The 20,977-nt window shown below is 44.5% G+C and carries 13 protein-coding genes and 5 pseudogenes; 16 read left to right on the top strand and 2 right to left on the bottom strand.

Features of this window, described 5'->3' with window-relative positions; all coding sequences use genetic code 11:
- Positions 1 to 199: 199 nt before the first annotated feature.
- The 10 genes and pseudogenes from hag (ACR65H_RS09005) to ACR65H_RS08960 all read left to right on the top strand — a co-directional run bounded on the left by hag (ACR65H_RS09005) (position 200) and on the right by ACR65H_RS08960 (position 9,845).
- Positions 200 to 937 (top strand): flagellin Hag, encoded by a 738-nt coding sequence (gene hag / locus ACR65H_RS09005; protein ID WP_440499838.1) that lies wholly within the window; start codon positions 200 to 202, stop codon positions 935 to 937.
- Positions 938 to 1,279: 342 nt separating this feature from the next.
- A pseudogene (locus ACR65H_RS09000) lies at positions 1,280 to 1,393 on the top strand (flagellin); the annotation flags it as partial.
- Between the two features lie 363 nt (positions 1,394 to 1,756).
- Positions 1,757 to 2,509, top strand: a pseudogene (gene hag / locus ACR65H_RS08995) (flagellin Hag); the annotation flags it as partial.
- Between the two features lie 363 nt (positions 2,510 to 2,872).
- Positions 2,873 to 2,986 (top strand): annotated as a pseudogene (locus tag ACR65H_RS08990) (flagellin); the annotation flags it as partial.
- A 134-nt stretch (positions 2,987 to 3,120) separates the two neighbouring features.
- Positions 3,121 to 4,338 carry a flagellin lysine-N-methylase gene (fliB, locus tag ACR65H_RS08985; protein WP_440499837.1) on the top strand — a complete coding sequence of 406 codons (1,218 nt, stop codon included), beginning with the start codon at positions 3,121 to 3,123 and terminating at the stop codon, positions 4,336 to 4,338.
- A 432-nt stretch (positions 4,339 to 4,770) separates the two neighbouring features.
- Positions 4,771 to 4,882: pseudogene (locus ACR65H_RS08980) on the top strand (flagellin); the annotation flags it as partial.
- 582 nt (positions 4,883 to 5,464) lie between these two features.
- Positions 5,465 to 6,193, top strand: a complete 729-nt coding sequence (locus tag ACR65H_RS08975; protein ID WP_440499836.1) for a hypothetical protein — start codon at positions 5,465 to 5,467, stop codon at positions 6,191 to 6,193.
- A 661-nt stretch (positions 6,194 to 6,854) separates the two neighbouring features.
- The gene (locus tag ACR65H_RS08970; protein WP_440499835.1) at positions 6,855 to 7,658 is read left to right on the top strand and encodes a phage replication protein O; all 804 of its coding nucleotides are present in this window, start codon (positions 6,855 to 6,857) and stop codon (positions 7,656 to 7,658) included.
- A 114-nt stretch (positions 7,659 to 7,772) separates the two neighbouring features.
- Entirely contained in the window at positions 7,773 to 8,375 is a 603-nt protein-coding gene (locus ACR65H_RS08965) for a DUF8042 domain-containing protein (protein ID WP_440499834.1), read from the top strand.
- Positions 8,376 to 8,543: 168 nt separating this feature from the next.
- Positions 8,544 to 9,845 carry a Na+/H+ antiporter NhaC family protein gene (locus tag ACR65H_RS08960; protein WP_440499832.1) on the top strand — a complete coding sequence of 434 codons (1,302 nt, stop codon included), beginning with the start codon at positions 8,544 to 8,546 and terminating at the stop codon, positions 9,843 to 9,845.
- A 37-nt stretch (positions 9,846 to 9,882) separates the two neighbouring features.
- Here ACR65H_RS08960 and ACR65H_RS08955 read toward each other — a convergent pair whose 3' ends face one another.
- Together ACR65H_RS08955 and ACR65H_RS08950 are read right to left on the bottom strand one after the other, a co-directional pair.
- Positions 9,883 to 11,865 (bottom strand): methyl-accepting chemotaxis protein, encoded by a 1,983-nt coding sequence (locus ACR65H_RS08955; protein WP_440499831.1) that lies wholly within the window; start codon positions 11,863 to 11,865, stop codon positions 9,883 to 9,885.
- 341 nt (positions 11,866 to 12,206) lie between these two features.
- Positions 12,207 to 12,731: pseudogene (locus ACR65H_RS08950) on the bottom strand (nitroreductase family protein); the annotation flags it as partial.
- Between the two features lie 38 nt (positions 12,732 to 12,769).
- On the opposite strand from ACR65H_RS08950, the gene ACR65H_RS08945 reads away from it, so the two are divergent.
- The 6 genes from ACR65H_RS08945 (at position 12,770) to ACR65H_RS08920 (ending at position 20,941) form a co-directional block, all read left to right on the top strand.
- Positions 12,770 to 13,129, top strand: coding sequence for a winged helix-turn-helix transcriptional regulator (locus ACR65H_RS08945; protein ID WP_440499830.1), 360 nt, complete (start codon positions 12,770 to 12,772; stop codon positions 13,127 to 13,129).
- 75 nt (positions 13,130 to 13,204) lie between these two features.
- Positions 13,205 to 14,125: a catalase gene (locus ACR65H_RS08940; protein ID WP_440499829.1), complete on the top strand. Its 921-nt coding sequence runs from the start codon at positions 13,205 to 13,207 to the stop codon at positions 14,123 to 14,125.
- Between the two features lie 163 nt (positions 14,126 to 14,288).
- Positions 14,289 to 15,890, top strand: coding sequence for a gamma-glutamyltransferase family protein (locus tag ACR65H_RS08935; RefSeq protein ID WP_440499828.1), 1,602 nt, complete (start codon positions 14,289 to 14,291; stop codon positions 15,888 to 15,890).
- A 143-nt stretch (positions 15,891 to 16,033) separates the two neighbouring features.
- On the top strand, positions 16,034 to 19,228 hold the full coding sequence (locus ACR65H_RS08930) for an AfsR/SARP family transcriptional regulator (protein ID WP_440499827.1): 3,195 nt from the start codon (positions 16,034 to 16,036) through the stop codon (positions 19,226 to 19,228).
- Positions 19,218 to 19,601 (top strand): hypothetical protein, encoded by a 384-nt coding sequence (locus tag ACR65H_RS08925; RefSeq protein WP_440499826.1) that lies wholly within the window; start codon positions 19,218 to 19,220, stop codon positions 19,599 to 19,601. Before ACR65H_RS08930 ends, ACR65H_RS08925 begins: the two co-directional genes overlap by 11 nt.
- 80 nt (positions 19,602 to 19,681) lie before the next feature.
- A complete protein-coding gene (locus ACR65H_RS08920; protein WP_440499825.1) occupies positions 19,682 to 20,941 on the top strand; it encodes a substrate-binding domain-containing protein in 1,260 nt (419 codons plus the stop codon).
- Positions 20,942 to 20,977 lie beyond the last annotated feature (36 nt).

The raw sequence follows: 20,977 nt of genomic DNA, 5'->3' as shown, positions 1-20,977 counted from the left end.
TCATTTCTCAACATACTTTTCTTTAAAATAAACCAAAATTCAACAAAAAAATATAGAAAACGCTAAACTCCTAACCAACTTGTCCGATACTAATATTGTAAGCGGCAGTAACGAGTTCGGCCGGCTCTTACTCCGTGAGCAACAAATTACTTAGGGTCACAAGGACGTGAACCCATAGACACTCAAGGAGGAAATTACAATGAGAATTAACCACAACATTGCGGCGCTTAACACTCACCGCCAACTAGGTGCTAACAACACACAAGCATCTAAAAACCTAGAAAAATTATCTTCAGGTCTTAAAATCAACCGTGCAGGAGACGACGCAGCAGGTCTTGCTATCTCTGAAAAAATGCGTGGTCAAATTCGCGGGCTGGATATGGCTCAAAAGAACGCTCAAGATGGTATTTCATTAATTCAAACGGCTGAAGGTGCATTAAATGAAACACATGCAATCCTTCAAAGAATGCGTGAATTAACTGTCCAAGCAGGTAACAGTGGTACCCAACAATCAAACGATCTTCAAGCAATTCAAGATGAGATCGATGAGTTGGTAAGCGAAATTGATGGTATTTCAACTAGAACTGAATTCAACGGCAAAAAACTTTTAAATGGAGATTCAACTACTACAGCATTAAGGTTCCAAATTGGTGCGAATGCAGATCAACAACTTTCCATATCAATAGCTAATCATAATGCTGCAACTCTTACTGTAGATGATTTGGATGTAACTGGAATGACTAGTACTGCTCTTTTTAATGCGGAATTGAAAAAAGTAGATGACGCAATTCAAACTGTCTCTGATACACGTTCATCACTTGGGGCTAATCAAAACCGTCTAGAACACACAATCAACAACCTCGGAACTTCTTCCGAAAACCTAACAGCCGCGGAATCACGTATCCGCGACGTGGATTATGTCTTAACTGCTGCGTAAGCAGTGACAGACACAGTCGTCCTGACTGGTAACGGTCAGAGAGTATGATCGGGTGAAATGCTGGAAACCCCTGAAGCTTTCTTCCCCACAACGTAACTGGAAACAGTAAGCGTGACGGGCCGAAAAGAAGAGAGATTGGGCAATCAGCAGCCAAGCTCCTGTCTCGAAAGAGTGGAGAAGGTTCAACGACTAGGGTATACCATCTACAGCACTTGCCATGATGATGAAACCCATAGGAAATGCAAGACTGAGTACCTTGCCGATCCGAAGTGCCCGACCCCTACCGAGCAATCGAAGGGTGAAGATATAGTCTAGTCATTAGTGAAAGCTAATGTTCGCACGATGGCGAAAGAAATGATGGAGTTCACAAAGAACAACATCCTAACTCAAGCAGCACAAGCTATGTTGGCTCAAGCAAATCAACAACCACAGGGCGTACTCCAACTTTTACGCTAATACTATTTAGAGCGCGACCCGAATATCTCGGATCGCGTTTTTTTGTTTTGAAATATAGAAGAAGCAACCTAAATTAAGGATAGAATTATAAAGAACAACTTCCTGGCTTTAGTTGTACAAGCAAAATTAGCCAATGCAAACTTCACGTACAGTGAGTATTATAACTTTTCCGCTAACCTTTAACAGAATGATCGATAAATCATATCATTCTATTTTTAATTAAATGCTAAATCAATACAAGATCTATCCGATAATAAATATGTAAGCGGCAGTAACGAGTTCGGCCGGCTCTTACACCGTGAGCAATATACTATCTAGGGTCACAAGGACGTGAACCCATAAAACTCAAGGAGGAAAATTACAATGAGAATTAACCACAACATCGCGGCTCTCAACACATACCGCCAACTAGGTGCTAACAACACACAAGCATCTAAAAACCTAGAAAAACTATCTTCAGGTCTTAAAATCAACCGTGCAGGAGACGACGCAGCTGGTCTTGCTATCTCTGAAAAAATGCGTGGTCAAATTCGCGGGCTGGATATGGCTTCTAAAAACGCTCAAGATGGTATTTCCTTAATTCAAACTGCTGAAGGGGCACTTAACGAAACACATGCGATTCTTCAAAGAATGCGTGAATTAACTGTCCAAGCTGGTAATAGTGGAACACAACAATCAGGTGACCTTGATGCTATTCAAGATGAGATCGGTGAATTAATTAATGAAATTAATGGCATATCGTCTAGAACAGAATTCAATGGGAAGAATCTATTGAATGGGACAGCAACAATTGCTGGTACAGCAGGTCAACCTGACGAAGTAAAAGGTTCATCATTTGTACTCCAAATTGGAGCTAACAAAGATCAGCAACTTGAAGTGAAAATTGAGAATATGAACGCAACTACATTAACAGTTAATGACTTAAACGTAACTGGAATGACGACTACTACTGCATTTAATGCTGAATTAAAAAAAGTGGATGATGCTATTCAAAAAGTATCTGACACACGCTCCTCTTTAGGTGCTAACCAAAACCGCTTAGAACACACAATCAACAACCTCGGAACATCTTCCGAAAACCTAACAGCTGCGGAATCACGTATTCGCGACGTGGATTATGTCTTAACTGCTGCGTAAGCAGTGACAGACACAGTCGTCCTGGCTGGTAACGGTCAGTGAGTACGATCGGGTGAATTGCTGGAAACCCCTGAAGCTTTCTTCCCCACAACGTAACTGGAAACGGTAAACGTGACGGGCCGAAAAGAAGAGAGATTGGGCAATCAGCAGCCAAGCTCCTGTCTCGAAAGAGTGGAGAAGGTTCAACGACTAGGGTATACCATCTACAGCACAAGCCATGATGATGAAACCCATAGGAAACGCAAGACTGAGTACCTTGCTAATCCGAAGTGCCCGACCCCTACCGAGCAATCGAAGGGTGAAGATATAGTCTGGTCATTAGTGAAAGCTAATGTTCGCACGATGGCGAAAGAAATGATGGAGTTCACAAAGAACAACATCCTTACTCAAGCAGCACAAGCTATGTTGGCTCAAGCAAACCAACAGCCTCAAGGAGTTCTTCAACTTCTACGTTAATAAGGATAGAAAACGCGGTCCATAAATTGGATCGCGTTTTTTCTTTATATATTAGAAATTCAACCGATATAAAATATGCAAAATAAAACAGGATTACTGATTTAAAAATAGGTAATTAAGAGAGGTGCTAGGCATTGACTACAAAAACCACCAGAGAATTTATTGCTCCAAACTATATGAAAGAGTTTCAATGTATTGGTTCAGCATGTGATGATACTTGCTGTGCTGGTTGGAAAGTTATTGTTGATAAAGATACATACAAAAAATATAGAAACACGAACCATCCAGAACTAAAATCGTTATTGAAGGAAAATGTGAAACGTAATAGGTCTGCAGCAACAGATGTCTCATACGCAAAAATAAAGATGGATAGTTCGGGTGCCTGTACGTTATTGTATGATGATCATCTATGTAGAATCCAAAAAGAGTTAGGCCCAGATTTTTTATCAAATACGTGTGCTGTTTATCCAAGGAACTTAAACATGGTAGATAATGTGGTCGAAAAGAGTGCTACACTGTCATGTCCTGAAGCCGCAAGACTTACTTTATTTAATAAGAATGGGATTGAGTTCTATCAAGATACTGAACCGGCCAATACAAAGGGTTTTGTAAAAAAAAATACTATGACGAAAAAACAGCAGGACCTATTTTGGGAGTTGCGAATTTTTATTATTAATACTTTACAAAATAGGAGTATCTCTATTGAAGAAAGATTAATTATTTTAGGGATGTTTCTGAGGAAATATAACACTTCTTCAAATGAAAATGAAAATCTTCAATTGTTAATATCTGAGTTTAATAGAGATATGGAGAACTTGGCGTTTTCCGAACCAATAAACCAATTGCCGAAAAATATACCATTTAAAGTGAGTATGTGTAAAAGCCTTCTTAAATATAGGACCTCACTTCAAGTAACTAGTAATCGATATCTGGAATGTTTAGATGAAACGATTAAAGGACTTGGATTGGACGTGGATATTGGTGAAGAAAGAATAATTTTAAATTATACACAGGCGTATGAAAACTCGTATAAATCTTTTATACAGCAACACGAATATATCCTTGAGAACTACCTGGTGAATTATGTATTTACAAATTTATTCCCGTTTGACAAGAAAACAGTGACAGATAGTTTTACTATGCTTGTTCTTAATATCTCGATGATTAAATTACATCTTATAGGGATGGCAAAATATCATAATGGATTGACAATTGATTTGGTAATAAAATTATTCCAATCGTATTCAAAAACTATTGATCATAATTCAACTTATCTTTACAATGTGGAAAAATTGTTACAGGATTCAGGATATAATACTTTGGCACATATGGTTGTTTTAGTGAAGGATTAATGAAAGGTATTTGCAGGAATTGAAATTATAAAATCCGGCAAATCGGAATCACGTATCCGCGACGTGGATTATGTATTAGCTGCTGCATAAGCAGTGACAGACAAAGTCGTCCTGACTGGTAACGGTCAGTGAGTACAATCGGGTGAATTGCTGGAAACCCCTGAAGCTTTCTTCCCCACAACGTAACCGGAAACGGTAAGCGTGACGGGTCGAAAAGTAGAGAGATTGGGCAATCAGCAGCCAAGCTCCTGTCTCGAAAGAGTGGAGAAGTTTCAACGACTAGGGTATACCATCTATCGCACATGCCATGATGATGAAACCCATAGGAAACGCAAGACTGAGTAACTTGCCGATCCGAAGTGCCCGACCCCTACCGAGCAATCGAAGGGTGAAGATATAGTCTAGTCATTAGTGAAAGCTAATGTTCGCACGATGGCGAAAGAAATGATAGAGTTCACAAAGAACAACACTTACTCAAGCAGCACAAGCAATGTTGGCTCAAGCACAGCAAACCCCGCAAGGAGTCTTACAACTTCTTCGGTAATGTTGTGACCGGGCGTCTAACTTGGTAACGAGTTAGATGATGACTGGGTGAATTGCTGGAACCTCCTGAGAGCTCTTCTGCCACAGCGGCACTGGAAACGGTAAACGCGATGGCTTAAAAAACGAAGAGATTGGACAATCAGCAGCGAAGCCCCTGTCGGGAAACCGTGGGGAACGTTCAACGATTAGGATATACCGTCTAAGGCAATCGCTACGACGATGAAATCCGTAGGATGTTACGAATCGTAACATTCGAAGTGCCCAGCCCCTCCAAGGAAATTTAAGGGTGAAGATATAGTCTATTCTGTAATCGAAAGATACAGTCGCAAAGCAAGCGAACCAACAACCACAAGGAGTTCTTCAACTTCTACGTTAATCTGGTTAATAAAATGCGGTCCGAGATTATTCGGATCGCTTTTTTAGTCTGTTTGTAATCATATTACTATGACTAGTGAAGATTGTTATAGGGTATTAAAGTTAGTAGAATCGGTTGTATTCGTTATTGGATGACGAAAATTGAGAGCGAGACGAGAGTAGTGATAATGTGGGGGGAGACGAAAAAATAATTTCACAGAAGGAATTGTTGGATGAGTTGGATAGATTTACTCCGTGGTCTGGTCCGTTTCTAGTAAGGATTATGGGAATGTTTCCCGATTTTGAAGAAAAACCAATTCCTTTAGGATCTGGTGGTCTGTTGAAATATCGTGGAAGACATTTTGTGATTACAAATCATCATGTTATTAAAAACATAGTCGATCTAAAAAAAGATATAAGAATCCCCTATAGTATTAAGAATGAAACTTATTCTATGACTGTGTTAGACGCATACTCTAATTCCGAAGATGATATAGCTATTATTGAAATAAAATTTAATTCTAATATTAATATTAGTAATCACGCGTTTGTAAATGAGGAGTTTATAGAATATAACATTAGGGATTATGTTAACAAGACTAATATTATATTTATTCATGGCTATCCATCTCTGAAAACTACTATAAACTACGATAAATTGGAAATCGAAGCAACGACATTTCCTTATTGTACTTTTATTGATAAATTTGACGAATATATAAATTCCCTTTTTGTTCTCATTGACGAGACTGGTGTATCTAAATTTCAAGAAAAGGAAGATGTACCTAATGTATCGGGAATGAGTGGATCATTTGTCTATGGATACTATTACAACCAGAATCCACGCTTTAAATTAATTGGAGATTTAACAAGTTGGGACAAGTCTGATTCGACTTTGGAAGTTTATCCTATTAGTGAGTTTACAGACTTCATAGACAAGTATTTTTACACACCGTAATTATTGATTTGATAATTTCAAATGCAGAAACACATCAATCTAATTATGAAAATTCAAAAAAGTTTTTTGTTTTCTCTTACTACTCTTTTTTTCGAAAATGTTAGTTAACATTATTTTCATATCAACCATTAATGATCTTCTAGTGCGTATCAAATTGGTAACAGCTAAAGTTTCCAGATAGAATTTGTTTAATCTATTTGAATAGATTTTTTTTCCAGATAGTAAATACTATGCGATTACAATATCTTGCTTTAATTGAAAACCAATCAAAGTTCTCTTCCGAACAGAATTGTATTGTCGTAAGCAAAACAACAATACTTCTTTAATTTCTACTCAACTATAAAATAAAAATGAGGTCGAACCGCGTTTTTATTTTGTATTTGAGTGTGGAAATCCTCTACTAATGTTCTTTATATTAAAAGTGGCTAAGATGACGTTAAGTGAAAAGAGTCAAAATTATTAAAGTAATTCATTTTCATCTGTTATTTCCACAATTGCTGCCATTCCTAGGAAGGCAGTTTTTTAGTTTTCAGTGGAATTTGGTTCTTATCTTCATTTTGATGAGTTTAACTTCCATCACCTTGTATCCTTGTCCAGAAGACCAGTCTATATAGCAAGTGAAGCGACTGTTCATTCAAACAACTAATTGAGGTGAAGGAAAATGGAACAAGGTTGGATTAAAGTACATAGGTCACTATTAGACAAGCCGATTTGGACAGAGGCGACATCCGAGCAGAAAGTGATTCTGGTGACATTGCTGTTGATGGCGACGCACAAAGAAAGGCAATGGGAATGGAAGGGGATGTCGTATTCACTGCAACCGGGTCAAATGATAACGTCACTCCCGTCTCTCCATCAAAAATGCGGTAAAAATGTGACGGTGCAGAAAATCCGCACTGCTCTCAAACGATTTGAAAGGTATGGATTTCTAACAGATCAATCAACAAATCAAAACAGGCTCATAACCATTGTGAATTGGGATGTCTATCAACGTGGTGACCGTTTTGGAACAGATGACCTAACAGACAGTCAACAGACGGCTAACAGGCAGTTAACACCTAACAAGAATGTTAAGAAAGAAAAGAATGCAATAATTAATTATCCAAGGGTTACTCACGATGAGTCATCCGAGTATTATCAGCTGGCGTTGGCCCTTCATGAAGAGATTCGCCTAAACCATCCTGGCTATAGGGAGCCCGATCTTGGAAAATGGATAATCGAAATGAGGCACATCGTTGAAAAAGATCAGCGTACGATTGAACAAGTACAGTACATTATTACGTGGTCGCAGCAACATCATTTCTGGCGGACAGTTATCCTATCCCCTGCAGCTTTGCGAAGAAATTGGGATCAGATGGTGGCGCAAATGAAACAGGAACGTGATCGGCACAAGGGACAAGTGTACCAGTTACCGAAAAGGCGAGTGGAAGAATTTGTGCTAGATTTGGCGAAAGGCGAAGCATAGTATTCTTCAGGAACGATATCCTCGTATAAAGCACTTTTGTTTAACTGAAATAATGCCCATACTGACCGATATAAACATTAGCACTGCAAATTTGGATTTGATGGAGGAACCATTTTGAAATTAATTATCGGAGAACAACATATTGAGTATAAAGAGAAGCCGTCAGCGGATGAAGTGATTGAACGGATTAATGAGAGCGTGACGGAAGGGCATTATTTCAGCCATTTTATTGCAGATGGTACGGAAGTTTACGACGAACATGAGGAGTTTTTGGAGAGCAACTTGGAGGGGATCAAGGAGCTTGAAGTTGTCATTAAAACAGAAAAAGAATTCATGAATGATGTACTTTTGTCGGCAGAGGAATATTTGCAGCGTGCAATTCCTGAAGTGACCGCACTTGCAAATGAGTTCCAACGTGTCCCAACAAGTCAGACATGGGACAGATTTGAAATGCTGTTAGGCGGAGTGGAATGGCTGAATGACATGTTGAAAGTCGTTTGCAATAGCAAAGAACGCCCTTCTAACTGGGAAATGTATCAACAGATGACGTCCAACATGCAAGCTGAGTTGTCAAAGCTAGGTAAGGCAGTTGAAAAGAAGAAGAACGTTCAAATTTCAACGATCATTAAGAGTGGCTTGTTGCCAATTTTTGAGCGGTTGGAGAAGGAGTTTGGGGAGACGATTGATACGGAGTTTGTTCGTAAGAATTTGAATTGACATAACGAATGTCGCCTAGTAATGAAATTTTTTATGGCAACATTGATTGATAAGGAGCTCCATCCAAAATCAGCTATTCAACCGAGTACTTCACTCATCTGAACAGCTGATTTTTATGTTATACTGATATGCTTGTGTTACTGAATACAATGAAGTTGAGGAATGCGTATGTTGAATGAACAATTGAAAAAAGGGAGTCTGTTGGCGTTTTTGCCGCTTATTGTTTTTGTTGTCCTGTTTATCGGGTCGGGGATTGTGACGAAGGACTTTTATAATATGCCTTTGAACGTGGCGATGCTGATTGCGGCTGCTGTGGCGCTCATGATGAATCGGCGGGAGACGTTCAGTAACAAGGTCGATGTTTTTATGAAGCATGCGGGGCATCCGAATATTATTTTAATGGCAGTCATTTTTCTATTGGCTGGCGCTTTTGCGGGAGTGGCGAAAGGGATGGGGGCTGTTGAGTCGACGGTCAATTTAGGGCTGTCGTTGCTGCCAGCAAATTTGCTCATTGTCGGCTTGTTTGTCATCGGCTGTTTCATATCGATTTCGATGGGGACGTCGATGGGCACAATCGTTGCACTGGCGCCGATCGGTGTAGGAATTGCCGCTCAAACGGATATCCCTGTATCGCTTGCGATGGCAACGGTCATTGGCGGTGCGATGTTCGGGGATAATTTGTCGATGATTTCGGATACGACGATTGCGGCGGTCCGGACGCAACAGACAAAAATGAAGGACAAGTTCAAAGTGAATTTCTTCATCGTTCTTCCGGGAGCGATCGTGACGATGATTCTCCTTGCTCTGTTGACGCAAGGTAATTCCGCGGAGCTAGCAGGTGAATACCCATTTGAATTCATTAAAATCTTGCCGTATGTAGCTGTATTAGTGGCGGCATTGCTCGGTGCGCATGTATTGGTCGTACTCGTTGGAGGAACGATTTTAGCTGGTGTCATCGGACTGCTGGATGGTTCCTACCAGTTGGCGAGCTTCTTGCAGACGGCATCCGAGGGCATTATGTCGATGGAGGATTTAGCGATCGTTTCCATTTTAATCGGCGGTATCGTTGGGATCATTCAGCATAATGGCGGCATCGATTACTTATTGCGGGTCATCTCCCGTAGAATCAAGTCGAAAAAAGGCGCTGAATTCGGAATTGCAGGATTAGTGAGCGCGGCGGATATTGCGACTGCCAATAATACAATCGCCATCATTATTACGGGACCGATCGCAAAACGCATCGCCGATGAGTACGGCATTGATCCTCGCAAATCGGCAAGTTTGCTTGATACGTTTTCAAGCGTCTGGCAAGGCGTCTTGCCGTACGGTGTCCAAGTATTGGCGGCCGCGGGCTTAGCGGCAATTTCGCCGTTAAGCATCATCGTCTATTCGTTCTACCCGGTACTGATGGGGATTTGCTGCATTATTGCAATGTTGATTGGATATCCGAAGTTCAATAAAACAAAATAAAGATCCCGCCTGGCATATAGCCAATGCGGGATTTTTTTTACATCTTGAAACGGTCAATTGCAAGGTTCAGTTTTTCACTCAAGTCTGTCAGTATTTCTGCAGCATCTGTGACAGATTGGATTGCCCTGAGCTGCTCGTCTGTTGAAGCGCTGACTTCTTCACATGCGGCTGCTGTTTCTTGGGACGTGGCCGCCATCGTCTGGATGGTCATTGCCACTTCGTCTTTACGACGGGCTACGCTCTCGATTTCATTTGAAATCGAATCGATGGAAGCCTGCATATTTTCCATCAAATCGGAAAGTTGGGCGAATGTCTTTTCTGTTTCCTGGACGACGCTTTCTTGGTCTCGGAACGTAGCGATTGTTTCATCCATCTGGGAAGTTACGAGTCGGGATTCTTCCTGTAATTGCAAGACGGTCTCTTTCACTTCTTCCGTAGCACGCGCAGACATTTCCGCAAGTTTCCGGACTTCTTCTGCGACGACTGCAAAGCCTTTTCCGTGTTCGCCTGCACGAGCCGCTTCAATGCTTGCGTTCAGTGCAAGAAGGTTTGTCTGTGAGGAAATATCAGTGATTGTTTCCATGACTCCACCGATTTCCTTAACCTTTTCGCCGAGGGTACTAATGGCGTCGTTCATCGACTTCAGATTTGTGCCTGATGATTCGAACGTCTGTTGAAGATTGTGCATCTGGGTTTGGCCATTCGTGTTCATCTTGCCTGTCTGTTCCGCGATTGTCTTCATTGAAACCGCACGTTCCGTAATATCGTTGATCTGTCTGCCAAGTTCATCTGCTTTTTCAGTGACCGTTTCGGCATCTCCTGCAGATCTGGAAGCACCATGTGCAATTTCATTTACGGCATTTGCAACTTCCGAGCTTGATGCACTCGTCTCTTCTGCCACGGCACTCAAACTTTCAGAGTTTGTCCTGACATGGTCAGCGGATTGATTCACAACGGAAATGATGCCATGCATGTTGGCAATCATTTTGTTGAAGTTTTCGCCAAGTTGTCCAATCTCATCTTTCGTTCGGATATCCGATTGGACGGTCAGATCGCCTTCTGCTACTTCATCCATCAAGCTTCGAAGACGTGCAATCGGTTTCAGCATTCTGCTAATGAGGAAGTACAGGCCGATTCCGACAACGGCGAGTGTGATGATTGAAATGATGAAGATGGAAATTAACAGCTGACGCGACATTTCCATAAGGTTGTTCTCCTCATATACTGTACTGACCTTCCAACCAAATTCGGGGATTGTCGAATGGACGCTGATCATCTGTTTGCCGTCCTCGTCCTTGAATGTCGCATCCCCCTGGTCCGAATCGTACATATTCTTGACATAGGCAATCTCCATCAAGTTTTCCCCGCCTTTTGTTGGGTGGGCAATCGCTGTGCCGTTTTCGTCAAAAAGCGTGGAATAACCATCGTACGGGATATACGCTGAGTTCAACATATCGGTAATAGCGGTCAACATGAGGTCAACCCCGGCCACACCGACTACTGTTCCGTTCTTCTCGACCGCAAAGGAAGCAGTGATCATGAAATCGCCGCTGACCTCATCGATGTATGGTGACGACCATTGCACCTTGCCCGGTTCTGCAATCGCGTTTTCATACCATGGACGGCTCGTCGGATCGAAGCCGGTCAAATCCGACACAGGATAAATATTGATATGCTTGGAAGGTAGTGCATAATAGACTGCAACTGCATCGGAATAGACTTCCAAAAAGTTTTTCAGTCTTTGAACTAACTCCGCTTCACTTACACTTGAACCTCTAGGACCAGTGAAGTTCATAATTTCATCCGAATCGGTAAGGGCATCGATTCCTTTCGAATATTGTGCAAGGAAGTTTTCGACAGAGTAACCCATCTGGCTCGAAATAGCGTCGCTTGAATCGATAACACTTTCCAGCGAACGTTTCTTCACCTGGCCATTAAGCATGAAGGCCATAAGTAAGGTTCCTATAAAAAATAGAATTAGAGCTGTGAAGATGATCTTAGTTTTTAGTGATTTAGCCATAAATATCCACCCTTCTTAGTAAATTTGGTCTATATATTTTATTTCGACAAATTTTGTGGCGATTCAAGTGATTTCTCAACCGGGTGAACAAAATATTTTGTCTTTTTAATTTTCATATTAGTCATGTGGGCAATGTTCTGCATGGCGTTTTCTATCTTAATTCTATAAAGCTTTGTGTGAAAGGGAATGAAAAGGGGGAATGGAATGCAAAGACGGTGAATGGGTGAACGGGGAGTATCGCGCTTCCGGATTATATGAAATGAACGAATGACAATATAGCAATACACCACGCATAAAAAAGAAAACGAGCTGCCGGAAGACAGGCACGTTTCCTTTTGATTTTATTTAAAAACTTTCAAACGGTCTTCCACAGGTTGAAATTCCTTCTTGTTCGGTTCCATGACCGGCTTGCCGAACGGCATTTGAGCAAGCAGTTTCCAGCCTTTAGGCAAGTTCCAAGTTTCCTTAACTTCGTCGTCAATCAGCGGATTATAGTGTTGCAGGCTTGCGCCGAATCCTTCTTCTTCAAGCGCCGTCCAAATGACAAACTGCAGCATGCCGGACGACTGGAGTGCCCAGCCTGGGAAGTTATCTTTGTATTCTTCGTTGTCCCGCTGCATCTGTTCCACTAAATCCATATCCTCAAAAAACAGGATTGTGCCGTACCCGCCGCCGAACATTTGCATACGTTGTTCAGTTGAAGCGAAATTCTCCTCAGGCACAATTTTACGCAATGTATTTTCAGTGATATTCCAGAGCTTGTTGTTTTCTTCGCCAAGCAGCACGACAACGCGTCCGCCCTGTGAATTGAAAGCAGACGGCGTATGTTTCACCGCATGAGCAACAATTTCTTCAATTCTTTCATCCTATAGTATACAAAAGGATACTACAGGAGGAATCATGTATGTCAGACGTTTCAAAATGCAAAGTCGAAGAAGCGCTCGAAATCGTTGTAGGCAAATGGAAACCGATCATCTTGCTTCATTTATTGCATGAAGGTACGAAACGGTTCAGCGAGCTGAAGCGCAGCATGCCAGGCATCACGCAGAAAATGCTGACGAAACAGCTACGGGAACTGGAAGAAGAGGATATCATCCAGCGGGTCGTCTATCCGCAAGTGCCACCGAAAGTCGAGTATTCCATGACAGAGTACGGACGGTCTCTCGGTCCAATTCTAGAAGCGATGCACGAATGGGGCGAGAATCATATCCAGCATAAAAATAACTTGGGCTGCAATTCGGATAGTGGTAAACAAGCGCAGTGATTATGATGAGGGCGTGTATGAATCCCGCCGTGTAAGGGTATAAAAGAGGCAAGTGACAGAAAGTGAGGTGGTGACATGTTTGGGGATGGAGAGGAGTACATAACACCGGAAGAAGCGGTGGATACGATCGAGGAATTTGCAGGGAGGTATCCCGGCTATCGGCGTGCGCATGCGAAGGGAATTGCGTTCGACGCGGAGTTTGTGCCGTCTGGAATTGCCGTTCCGTATACGGTGTCCCCGCATCTTCAAAAGGGGAAAGTTGGCGCAGTTGTTCGGTTTTCCCATAGCACGCCGTCACCCGACCCGCCGGAATGGCTTGTGCCGATCAAGGGAATGGCGGTCCGGTTTTCATTGCCGGACGGCGCATTCACGAATTTGGTGATGGCGAATGTGCCGGTATTCATTACGAAGACGCCTGAAGCGTTTGTGCGGCTGCTGAAAGTGATGACAAAGGGTGAGTTGTCATGGCGTGAAAAATGGCGCGTGCTTCGGAAAGACCCTGAATTTCGGACAGTGCCTACGTTGTTGAAGCAGCTCAAACCGCCTGCTAGTTTTGCAGAAGAAACGTACCATGCGCTCCATTCGTATTATTTGGTCAATGGGCAAGATGAGCGGCAGGCTGTCAGATTTCGATGGGCGCCCGTCTCTAAAGAGGAAGGTTCAATTTTAAAAACGATGAATGATTTGGAGGAGGAACTGCTAGCCCGTATGGAAGATGAGGGTGTGCAATTCCGCTTGATGATCCAGATCGGCGAGGATGGCGATCCGGTGGATGATCCGAGTGTCAGATGGCCAGAAGATCGACAGATGATCGATGCGGGTATTTTGACACTAAAGTCTGTACGGGAAGATGAGGCCGAATCTTTCGTATTCGATCCGACGCTTGAGGTTGAAGGTCTTGAGTGTTCGGATGATCCAATTCTCAAGTACCGCTCTCCCTTCTATGCCGAATCATCCGGCCGCCGTTTCCGTGAAAAGCGTCTGCCCGGTCAATGAATGATCATAACAATCCCGCTCGCTGGCATTCGGCCAATAGCGGGATTTATTTTTGCTTTTTGCTATTCTAAGGATTTTATTTCCGACAAAAACTACTATTCTAAAGTTTTCCTCCATTCTAGCGAAAGTGTCGTATAATAGAAGAAAAAACGGGGGAATTCCATTGGACTATTTATACAACCCACACCAAACAACTCGCCATACCGTATTCGCGCGGAAAGGAATGGTGGCGACGTCGCAACCGCTGGCGTCTCAAGCGGGCATTGAAGTAATGCAGAAGGGCGGGAATGCGGTCGATGCCGCGATTGCAACGGCAGCTGCGCTTACGGTCGTCGAGCCGACAACGAACGGACTTGGGGGCGACGCATTTGCAATCGTCTGGATGAAGGATAAGCTGTACGGCTTGAACGCGTCCGGACCTGCGCCGGAAGCGTTGACACTGGATGCGATGAAAGAGGCGGGGCACGAAAAGATTCCGACGTTCGGCTTCACACCGATTACCGTGCCGGGGGTTCCTTCTGCTTGGGCGGAACTATCGAAACGGTTCGGCAAGCTGCCATTGAGTGAAACGCTTGCCCCTGCCATCCGTTATGCGGAGGAAGGATATCCGTTGACGCCGGTTTTAGGGAAGTACTGGAAAATTGCCTATAATAAATTCAAATCGCTTGATTCAGCTGAATTCGACGAGTGGTTCAAAGTATTCGCGCCGGATGGCCGTGCGCCTGAAATCGGGGAAATGTGGAAGTCGCCGGATCATGCAAAGACATTGCGTTCCATTGGCGAAACGAATGCAGAGTCCTTTTATAAAGGCGAGCTTGCGGATTTGATTGATGCACATGTGGCTGAGAACAACGGCTACTTACGCAAATCTGATCTTGAAAACTACAAAGCGGAATGGGTCGATCCGATTTCGACGAATTATCGTGGCTATGACGTATGGGAAATCCCGCCGAACGGGCAAGGCATCGTGGCGCTCATGGCGCTCAATATTTTCTCCGAAATGAATCCTGCCGTTTCTGGAGACGTTCAGTCATTGCACGAACAGATCGAGTCGATGAAGCTCGCTTTCATTGACGGAAAGGCATTCATTACCGAACAAAAAGAGATGCCGATTGATGTTAAGGAATTGTTGTCGAAGGATTATGCAAAGAAACGTGCCACAGAAATTAAGGAACGGGCAACAGCGCCGGAACCATTCGAGCTGCCTCGAGGCGGAACGATCTATTTGGCGACTGCGGATGAAGAGGGGAATATGGTTTCATTCATCCAATCGAATTATATGGGCTTCGGGTCGGGAGTTGTCGTGCCGGGAACAGGCATTGCGCTCCAAAACCGAGGCGTCGATTTCTCGCTTGATCCGAACCATCCGAATGTCTTGAAGCCGGGCAAACGGACGTATAACACGATCATTCCAGGGTTTCTCACGAAAGATGGACAAGCGGTCGGCCCGTTCGGTGTCATGGGCGGTTTCATGCAACCGCAAGGCCATTTCCAAGTCGTCGTCAACACGGTCGATTATCATTTGAATCCACAAGCGACGCTCGATGCGCCGCGCTGGCAATGGATTGAAGGGAATAAAGTGCACGTAGAGCCGGATTTCCCGAATCATATTGCCCAAGCGCTCGTCAGGCTAGGGCATCAAGTCGTCCCTACATTGGACGGCGGATCATTCGGCAGGGGCCAGATCATTTGGCGCGACCCGGAAACAGGCGTCCTTTCTGGCGGGACCGAAGCGAGAACAGATGGATCGATTGCGGTTTGGTGATGAAATTGTAAACTAGTCATAACACCTTCTTTCCAGTTTCCACAGCGAAACTGGTTAGAAGGTGTTTTTTTACAGATGTCATCCAATTCAGAACCTTCTATGTTAAAATAGTTAGAAAGAGATACTAGGGTAGGTGAGAATCGATGCAGACAAAGCCCATTTTACTATCAAAGCTAATGCCGCCAACGCCGTCCGCCACGTATATGCGGAGAGCTTCGTTCATTAAAAAGATGAAGATGGCGGATCGGGTGAAGCTGACGCTATTGCATAGCGGGGCAGGGTATGGGAAAAGTTCGGGTCTTTCTGCGTATTTTCATGATACGAAAGCGACATACAGCTGGTATTCCGTGACGGATGAAGATGATGACGTCCTTCCCTTTATTACATATTTGACGCAAAGTATCCGTCGTGTCGTGCCGGAATTCGGGTCTTCCTTGTCTGAATGGGAGGAGCCGACATTGCATCCGAAAGAAATGGATCTTGAACGATGGCTTGCCCTTTTCATGAATGAACTTTGTGAAATCGACACCTCCCTTTTCATTGTCATCGATGATTTTCACCATGTCGACCATGTGTTTTTAGTCAATTATCTCGTTGAAAAGATGATCGGTTCATTGCCACCGAACATACATCTTATTGTTGCGACGCGGAACCGTCCGCGTTGGGCGAGCCTCGTCAAATTGAAGGTGACTGGCCAACTGAACGAGCTGACGGAGGAAGACTTTCTATTTTCGGAAGAGGAAGTCGCCGTTTTTTACGAGGATTATTTCGAACAGACGCTAACGGAAGCGGAGGCGGCATCGGTCATCCGTTTGACGGAAGGATGGGCGATTGCGGTCAATTTACTGGCGCTCCATCTTGCAGGTGGTGAAACCCATTTGCCGACCGCGATGAAGCCCGCCCTGCATGAACTGTTCGCCTATCTGTCCGAGGAAGTGTTCAACCGGATGAGCGAGGAAGAGAAGAATTGGCTGTTGGCCTATTCAATCTTTCCGACGTTTTCCTTGCAGCTTGTCGGTACGTTTTATGGGAATGAAGCGGCAAGCATACTCGAGCAATTAGCGGAGCGGCATGTGTTTATTCAAACACTCGGGGAAGGGACATACCGGTACCACGCCCTCTTCCAGCAATTTTTGGAACGGAAATGGCAAACGGCCGATCCGGATCGGTTTCATTCAATACAAAAAAAGGCCGCTGAATTTTATGTTCGGCTGGCAAACCCGATCCAAGCGATTTCACATGCTGTCAAAAGTGGTGACTCCGAATTCATCGGTCAAATCATCATCGATAATGGGGCAAGTCTCATTAAAGCCGGTCAGTTCGAATGGCTGCTTGATATTGTCAAAAGCTTATCGCCTGACGTGCTCGAAAGATTTTATCCACTCTATTATTTTGAAGGGGAGGCGCATCGGTACCGTGCTTTTTACGAGAAAGCGAGAGTGGCGTATTCGGCATGTATAGTAGCAGCCGAAAACCAGGGTGATGATTATTATGCAGGCCGCGCACATGCGGGAATCGCGAATATTTATCTCGACACGATCCAACCTGGGCTCGCAGATCCGTATTTGATGAATGCGATCCTTTTCGCGGAAAAGAGCGAAAGGACAAGCGAATTGGAAATGGAGTTGTTGAAACGGCAATTCGCAGAAAACCTCGTCAATCTCGGTAAAGCTGCCGATGCTGCAAAATGGGTGGAGCAGGAGATCCATGATAAAAGCATTCTCCGGGAAGGCAATTTAGATGCAAGAATTGCGCTTCGGACCGGCCAATTGCATGAAGCGCAAGCAATCTTAACGGAACGTATCGATGATTCAACATTGCCTGATGCTCACAGGGAAACCGACATTTTACTCTCTTTAATTTACTCGATGACGGGGCAAAATGAGCTCGCATTGGAGAGTGCCGAACGAGGGGTCGAGCTCGGAAAGGCGGAGAAATCGGGTTTCATTGAAGCGGTCGGTCTCATCCGGATGGGCCACGCGAGAACGATTGCCGATTCCGGCGATGCAGCAATTGCGAAAGAACATTATATCCGGGCGATCGAGCGGATGGATGAATTGAATGTGTCGCGCGGGAATGCAGAGCCGTATATGGGGTTGTCGATTGTGGCAGCGCGGCAAGGAGAATATGCGGAAGCGATCCGGTACGGAGAGGCGGGTTTGCGGGAGACGGAGAAGGTCAACGATGGCTGGCTTTCTGCACTGATTCATATTGGGCTCGCAATCGTTCATTATTATGCAGGAAATGATTCGGACATGGAACGCCATTTAAGTGAGGCGGACCGTTTATTCCAAACGTGTGGAGATGTGTACGGAGAAATGGTGACAGCGTTTTGGTCGATGAATTTGTACGGCAGAACCGGAAATGAAGCACGTTTTTCGGAGCACGCCGAACGATTTTTCACACTTTGTACGGTTTATTCCTTCTTCCTGACGGCCGACACCGTTTTCGGCCCGTTCGATCGCCAGTCCATCCATCCTTTAGTGCTCAAGTCGGCACGTATCCATAAGGAGCACACTGGTATTCAGCACGCCATTCATCTCCTTGGACTAGAGGAAACCGCTTCCCATCCAGGCTATAAAATCGATGTCCAGCTATTAGGGCCTTTCATGATTCAACTTGGGCTTGAAGAAGTCGACGACCGGAAATGGCAACGGGATAAGTCGAAGGAGATCTTTCTTTATTTATTATTGAATAAAAACCGTTTCGTCCCGAAAGAGGAAATCATGCAGGCACTTTGGGAAGATGCCGACGACAAGAGCGCTGACCGGGATTTTAAAGTGGCCTTGAATGCATTGCTGAAAGTGATCGAGCCGAACCGGAGTGCAAGGGAAAATCCGTTTTTCATTCTCCGCAAACAGACGATGTACCGGTTGAACCCGAAAGCCGACATCCGGACGGATCTTGATCGTTTCATAGAGTATGTGGAATCCGGCTTGGCGGAAAAGACCGCCGAGACAGCAGTAGACCAACTATTGAAAGCAACTGCCCTTTATAAAGGGAAACTGTTCGAGGAAAAGCTGTCTGTCGAATGGATTGCACAAGAACGCGAGCGCATCGAACAGCTCTACATCCAAGCACTCGAACGCCTCGCACAATCATATACGAGGCTGCAAAACTACGGAAAAACAATCGAATGGGCGGAGAAACTGCTGCGGATCGATCAAACATGGGAGGAAGCGTATCGCTTGCTCATGTACGCCCACTACCAGCTCCAAAACCGCCCGCAGTCTATCAAATGGTACCGCAAATGCCAATCTGTTTTGCAAGACGAGTTATCCATCGAACCTATGGAAACGACTGAGCAGATGTACAAAATGATTATGAATGAATTATAGGACGGTCTCGGATTCCGGGGCCGTCTTTGCATTGCCCGCGCTCAAGAAAGCCGTTTCGCGCTCAAGAAAACCGAATCCGCGCTCAAGATTTCCATTTCGCGCTCAAGAATTTCATTTCGCGCTCAAGAAAACCGACTCCGCGCTCAAGATTTCCATTTCGCGCTCAAGAAACCGAATCCGCGCTCAAGATTTCCGTTTCGCGCTCAAGAAACCGACTCCGCGCTCAAGAATTCCGTTTCGCGCTCAAGAAACCGAATCCGCGCTCAAGATTTCCATTTCGCGCTCAAGAAACCAAGTCCGCGCTCAAGAATTCCGCCCCCGCGCTCAAGAACTTCGCCCAAGCGCTCAAACCGGCTTGTCCATTGCTTTGTAACTCTTTTGCAACTCCGCATCGCTAGAGTAATAGACAGGAAGAAAGCGTTTACAAAACGAGTGGGAGAGAGGAGTTGCAGTATGAAGAAGAAATTGTGGTTAGTTCTATTATTTGCAATGATGCTAGTCATTAGCGCGGCTTGCAGCAAATCAGAAGAAGGAGATGCATCGTCTTCTGAAAAGGAAACGCCATCGAATACAACGCCTGTATCGGGAGAAGCGAGCAGTGAAGAAGGCGGCACGATTAAAATTGGTGTCCTCGCTTCATTGACTGGAGCGCTCGAATCATATGGAAAGCAAACAAGACAAGGCTTCGAGCTCGGTCTTGAATATGCGACTGGCGGCACGATGGAAGTCGCAGGCAAGAAAATCGAATTCATTTTCGAAGATACGGAAACGAAACCTGAAGTCGCTGTCCAAAAAGCGACAAAGCTTTTAGAAGAAGATGAAGTGGATTTCCTCGTCGGTTCCTCTAGTTCTGGGGACACGCTCGCAGTACTTCCATTAGCGGAAGAATACGAGAAAATTATGATCGTTGAACCAGCTGTAGCGGACAGCATTACAGGTTCGGAGTTCAACCCATACATTTTCCGGACGGCAAGAAACTCGTCTCAAGACGCTGTCGCAGGGGCTGCTGCAATCGCGGGTCCTGGCGTTAAAATCGCGACATTCGCACCGGATTATTCATTCGGATGGGATGGTGTCGCAGCATTCAAGAAAGCTGCTGAAGATTTAGGGGCAGAAATTGTTATCGAAGAATTCGCAGATCCAGCAGCAACGGACTTCACATCCAACTTGCAGAAGATCATTGAAGCAGACCCTGATTACATGTTTGTCGTGTGGGCTGGGGCGAACTCGCCTTGGAACCAGATCGCTGATTTGAAGATGCAAGAGAAAGGCATCAAAATCTCGACAGGTGCACCGGATATCCCGGCACTTTCCATCATGGAGCCGCTCGTCGGCATGGAAGGGTTCTCGGTTTACTACCATACGCTTCCTGACAATGAAATTAACGATTGGTTAGTCAAGGAGCACAAAGCGCGCTATAACGGCGAAGTTCCTGACTTGTTCACGCCAGGTGGAATGACTGCTGCCATCGCGATTGTTGAAGCGTTGAAGAAGACGGATGGAGACGCGGACGGCAATACGTTGATCGGTGTTATGGAAGGCATGTCATTCGACACACCAAAAGGAAAGATGACTTTCCGAGCCGAAGATCACCAAGCGTTGCAAACGCTTTATTCCATCAAGCTTGAAAAGCAAGATGGCGTGCCATATCCGGTTCCGGTTCTCATCAGGGAGCTTTCGCCTGAAGAAACTGAGCCGCCAATCAATAACTGATCACTTATAGGGAATTTGGAAGGACAGTGAACTCGC

This window comes from Sporosarcina sp. SAFN-015, from assembly GCF_059415085.1.
Note: the sequence above shows the minus strand (reverse complement) of the source record. Positions and strands in the feature narration are given on the sequence as shown.

What these genes read in the sequence shown, in the direction of transcription:
- hag (WP_440499838.1), top strand. Translation starts at nt 200, where the DNA reads ATGAGAATTAACCACAACATTGCGGCGCTTAACACTCACCGCCAACTA.
- ACR65H_RS08970 (WP_440499835.1), top strand. Translation starts at nt 6,855, where the DNA reads ATGGAACAAGGTTGGATTAAAGTACATAGGTCACTATTAGACAAGCCG.
- ACR65H_RS08960 (WP_440499832.1), top strand. Translation starts at nt 8,544, where the DNA reads ATGTTGAATGAACAATTGAAAAAAGGGAGTCTGTTGGCGTTTTTGCCG.
- ACR65H_RS08955 (WP_440499831.1), bottom strand. Translation starts at nt 11,865, where the DNA reads ATGGCTAAATCACTAAAAACTAAGATCATCTTCACAGCTCTAATTCTA.
- ACR65H_RS08945 (WP_440499830.1), top strand. Translation starts at nt 12,770, where the DNA reads ATGTCAGACGTTTCAAAATGCAAAGTCGAAGAAGCGCTCGAAATCGTT.
- ACR65H_RS08940 (WP_440499829.1), top strand. Translation starts at nt 13,205, where the DNA reads ATGTTTGGGGATGGAGAGGAGTACATAACACCGGAAGAAGCGGTGGAT.
- ACR65H_RS08930 (WP_440499827.1), top strand. Translation starts at nt 16,034, where the DNA reads ATGCAGACAAAGCCCATTTTACTATCAAAGCTAATGCCGCCAACGCCG.
- ACR65H_RS08925 (WP_440499826.1), top strand. Translation starts at nt 19,218, where the DNA reads ATGAATTATAGGACGGTCTCGGATTCCGGGGCCGTCTTTGCATTGCCC.
- ACR65H_RS08920 (WP_440499825.1), top strand. Translation starts at nt 19,682, where the DNA reads ATGAAGAAGAAATTGTGGTTAGTTCTATTATTTGCAATGATGCTAGTC.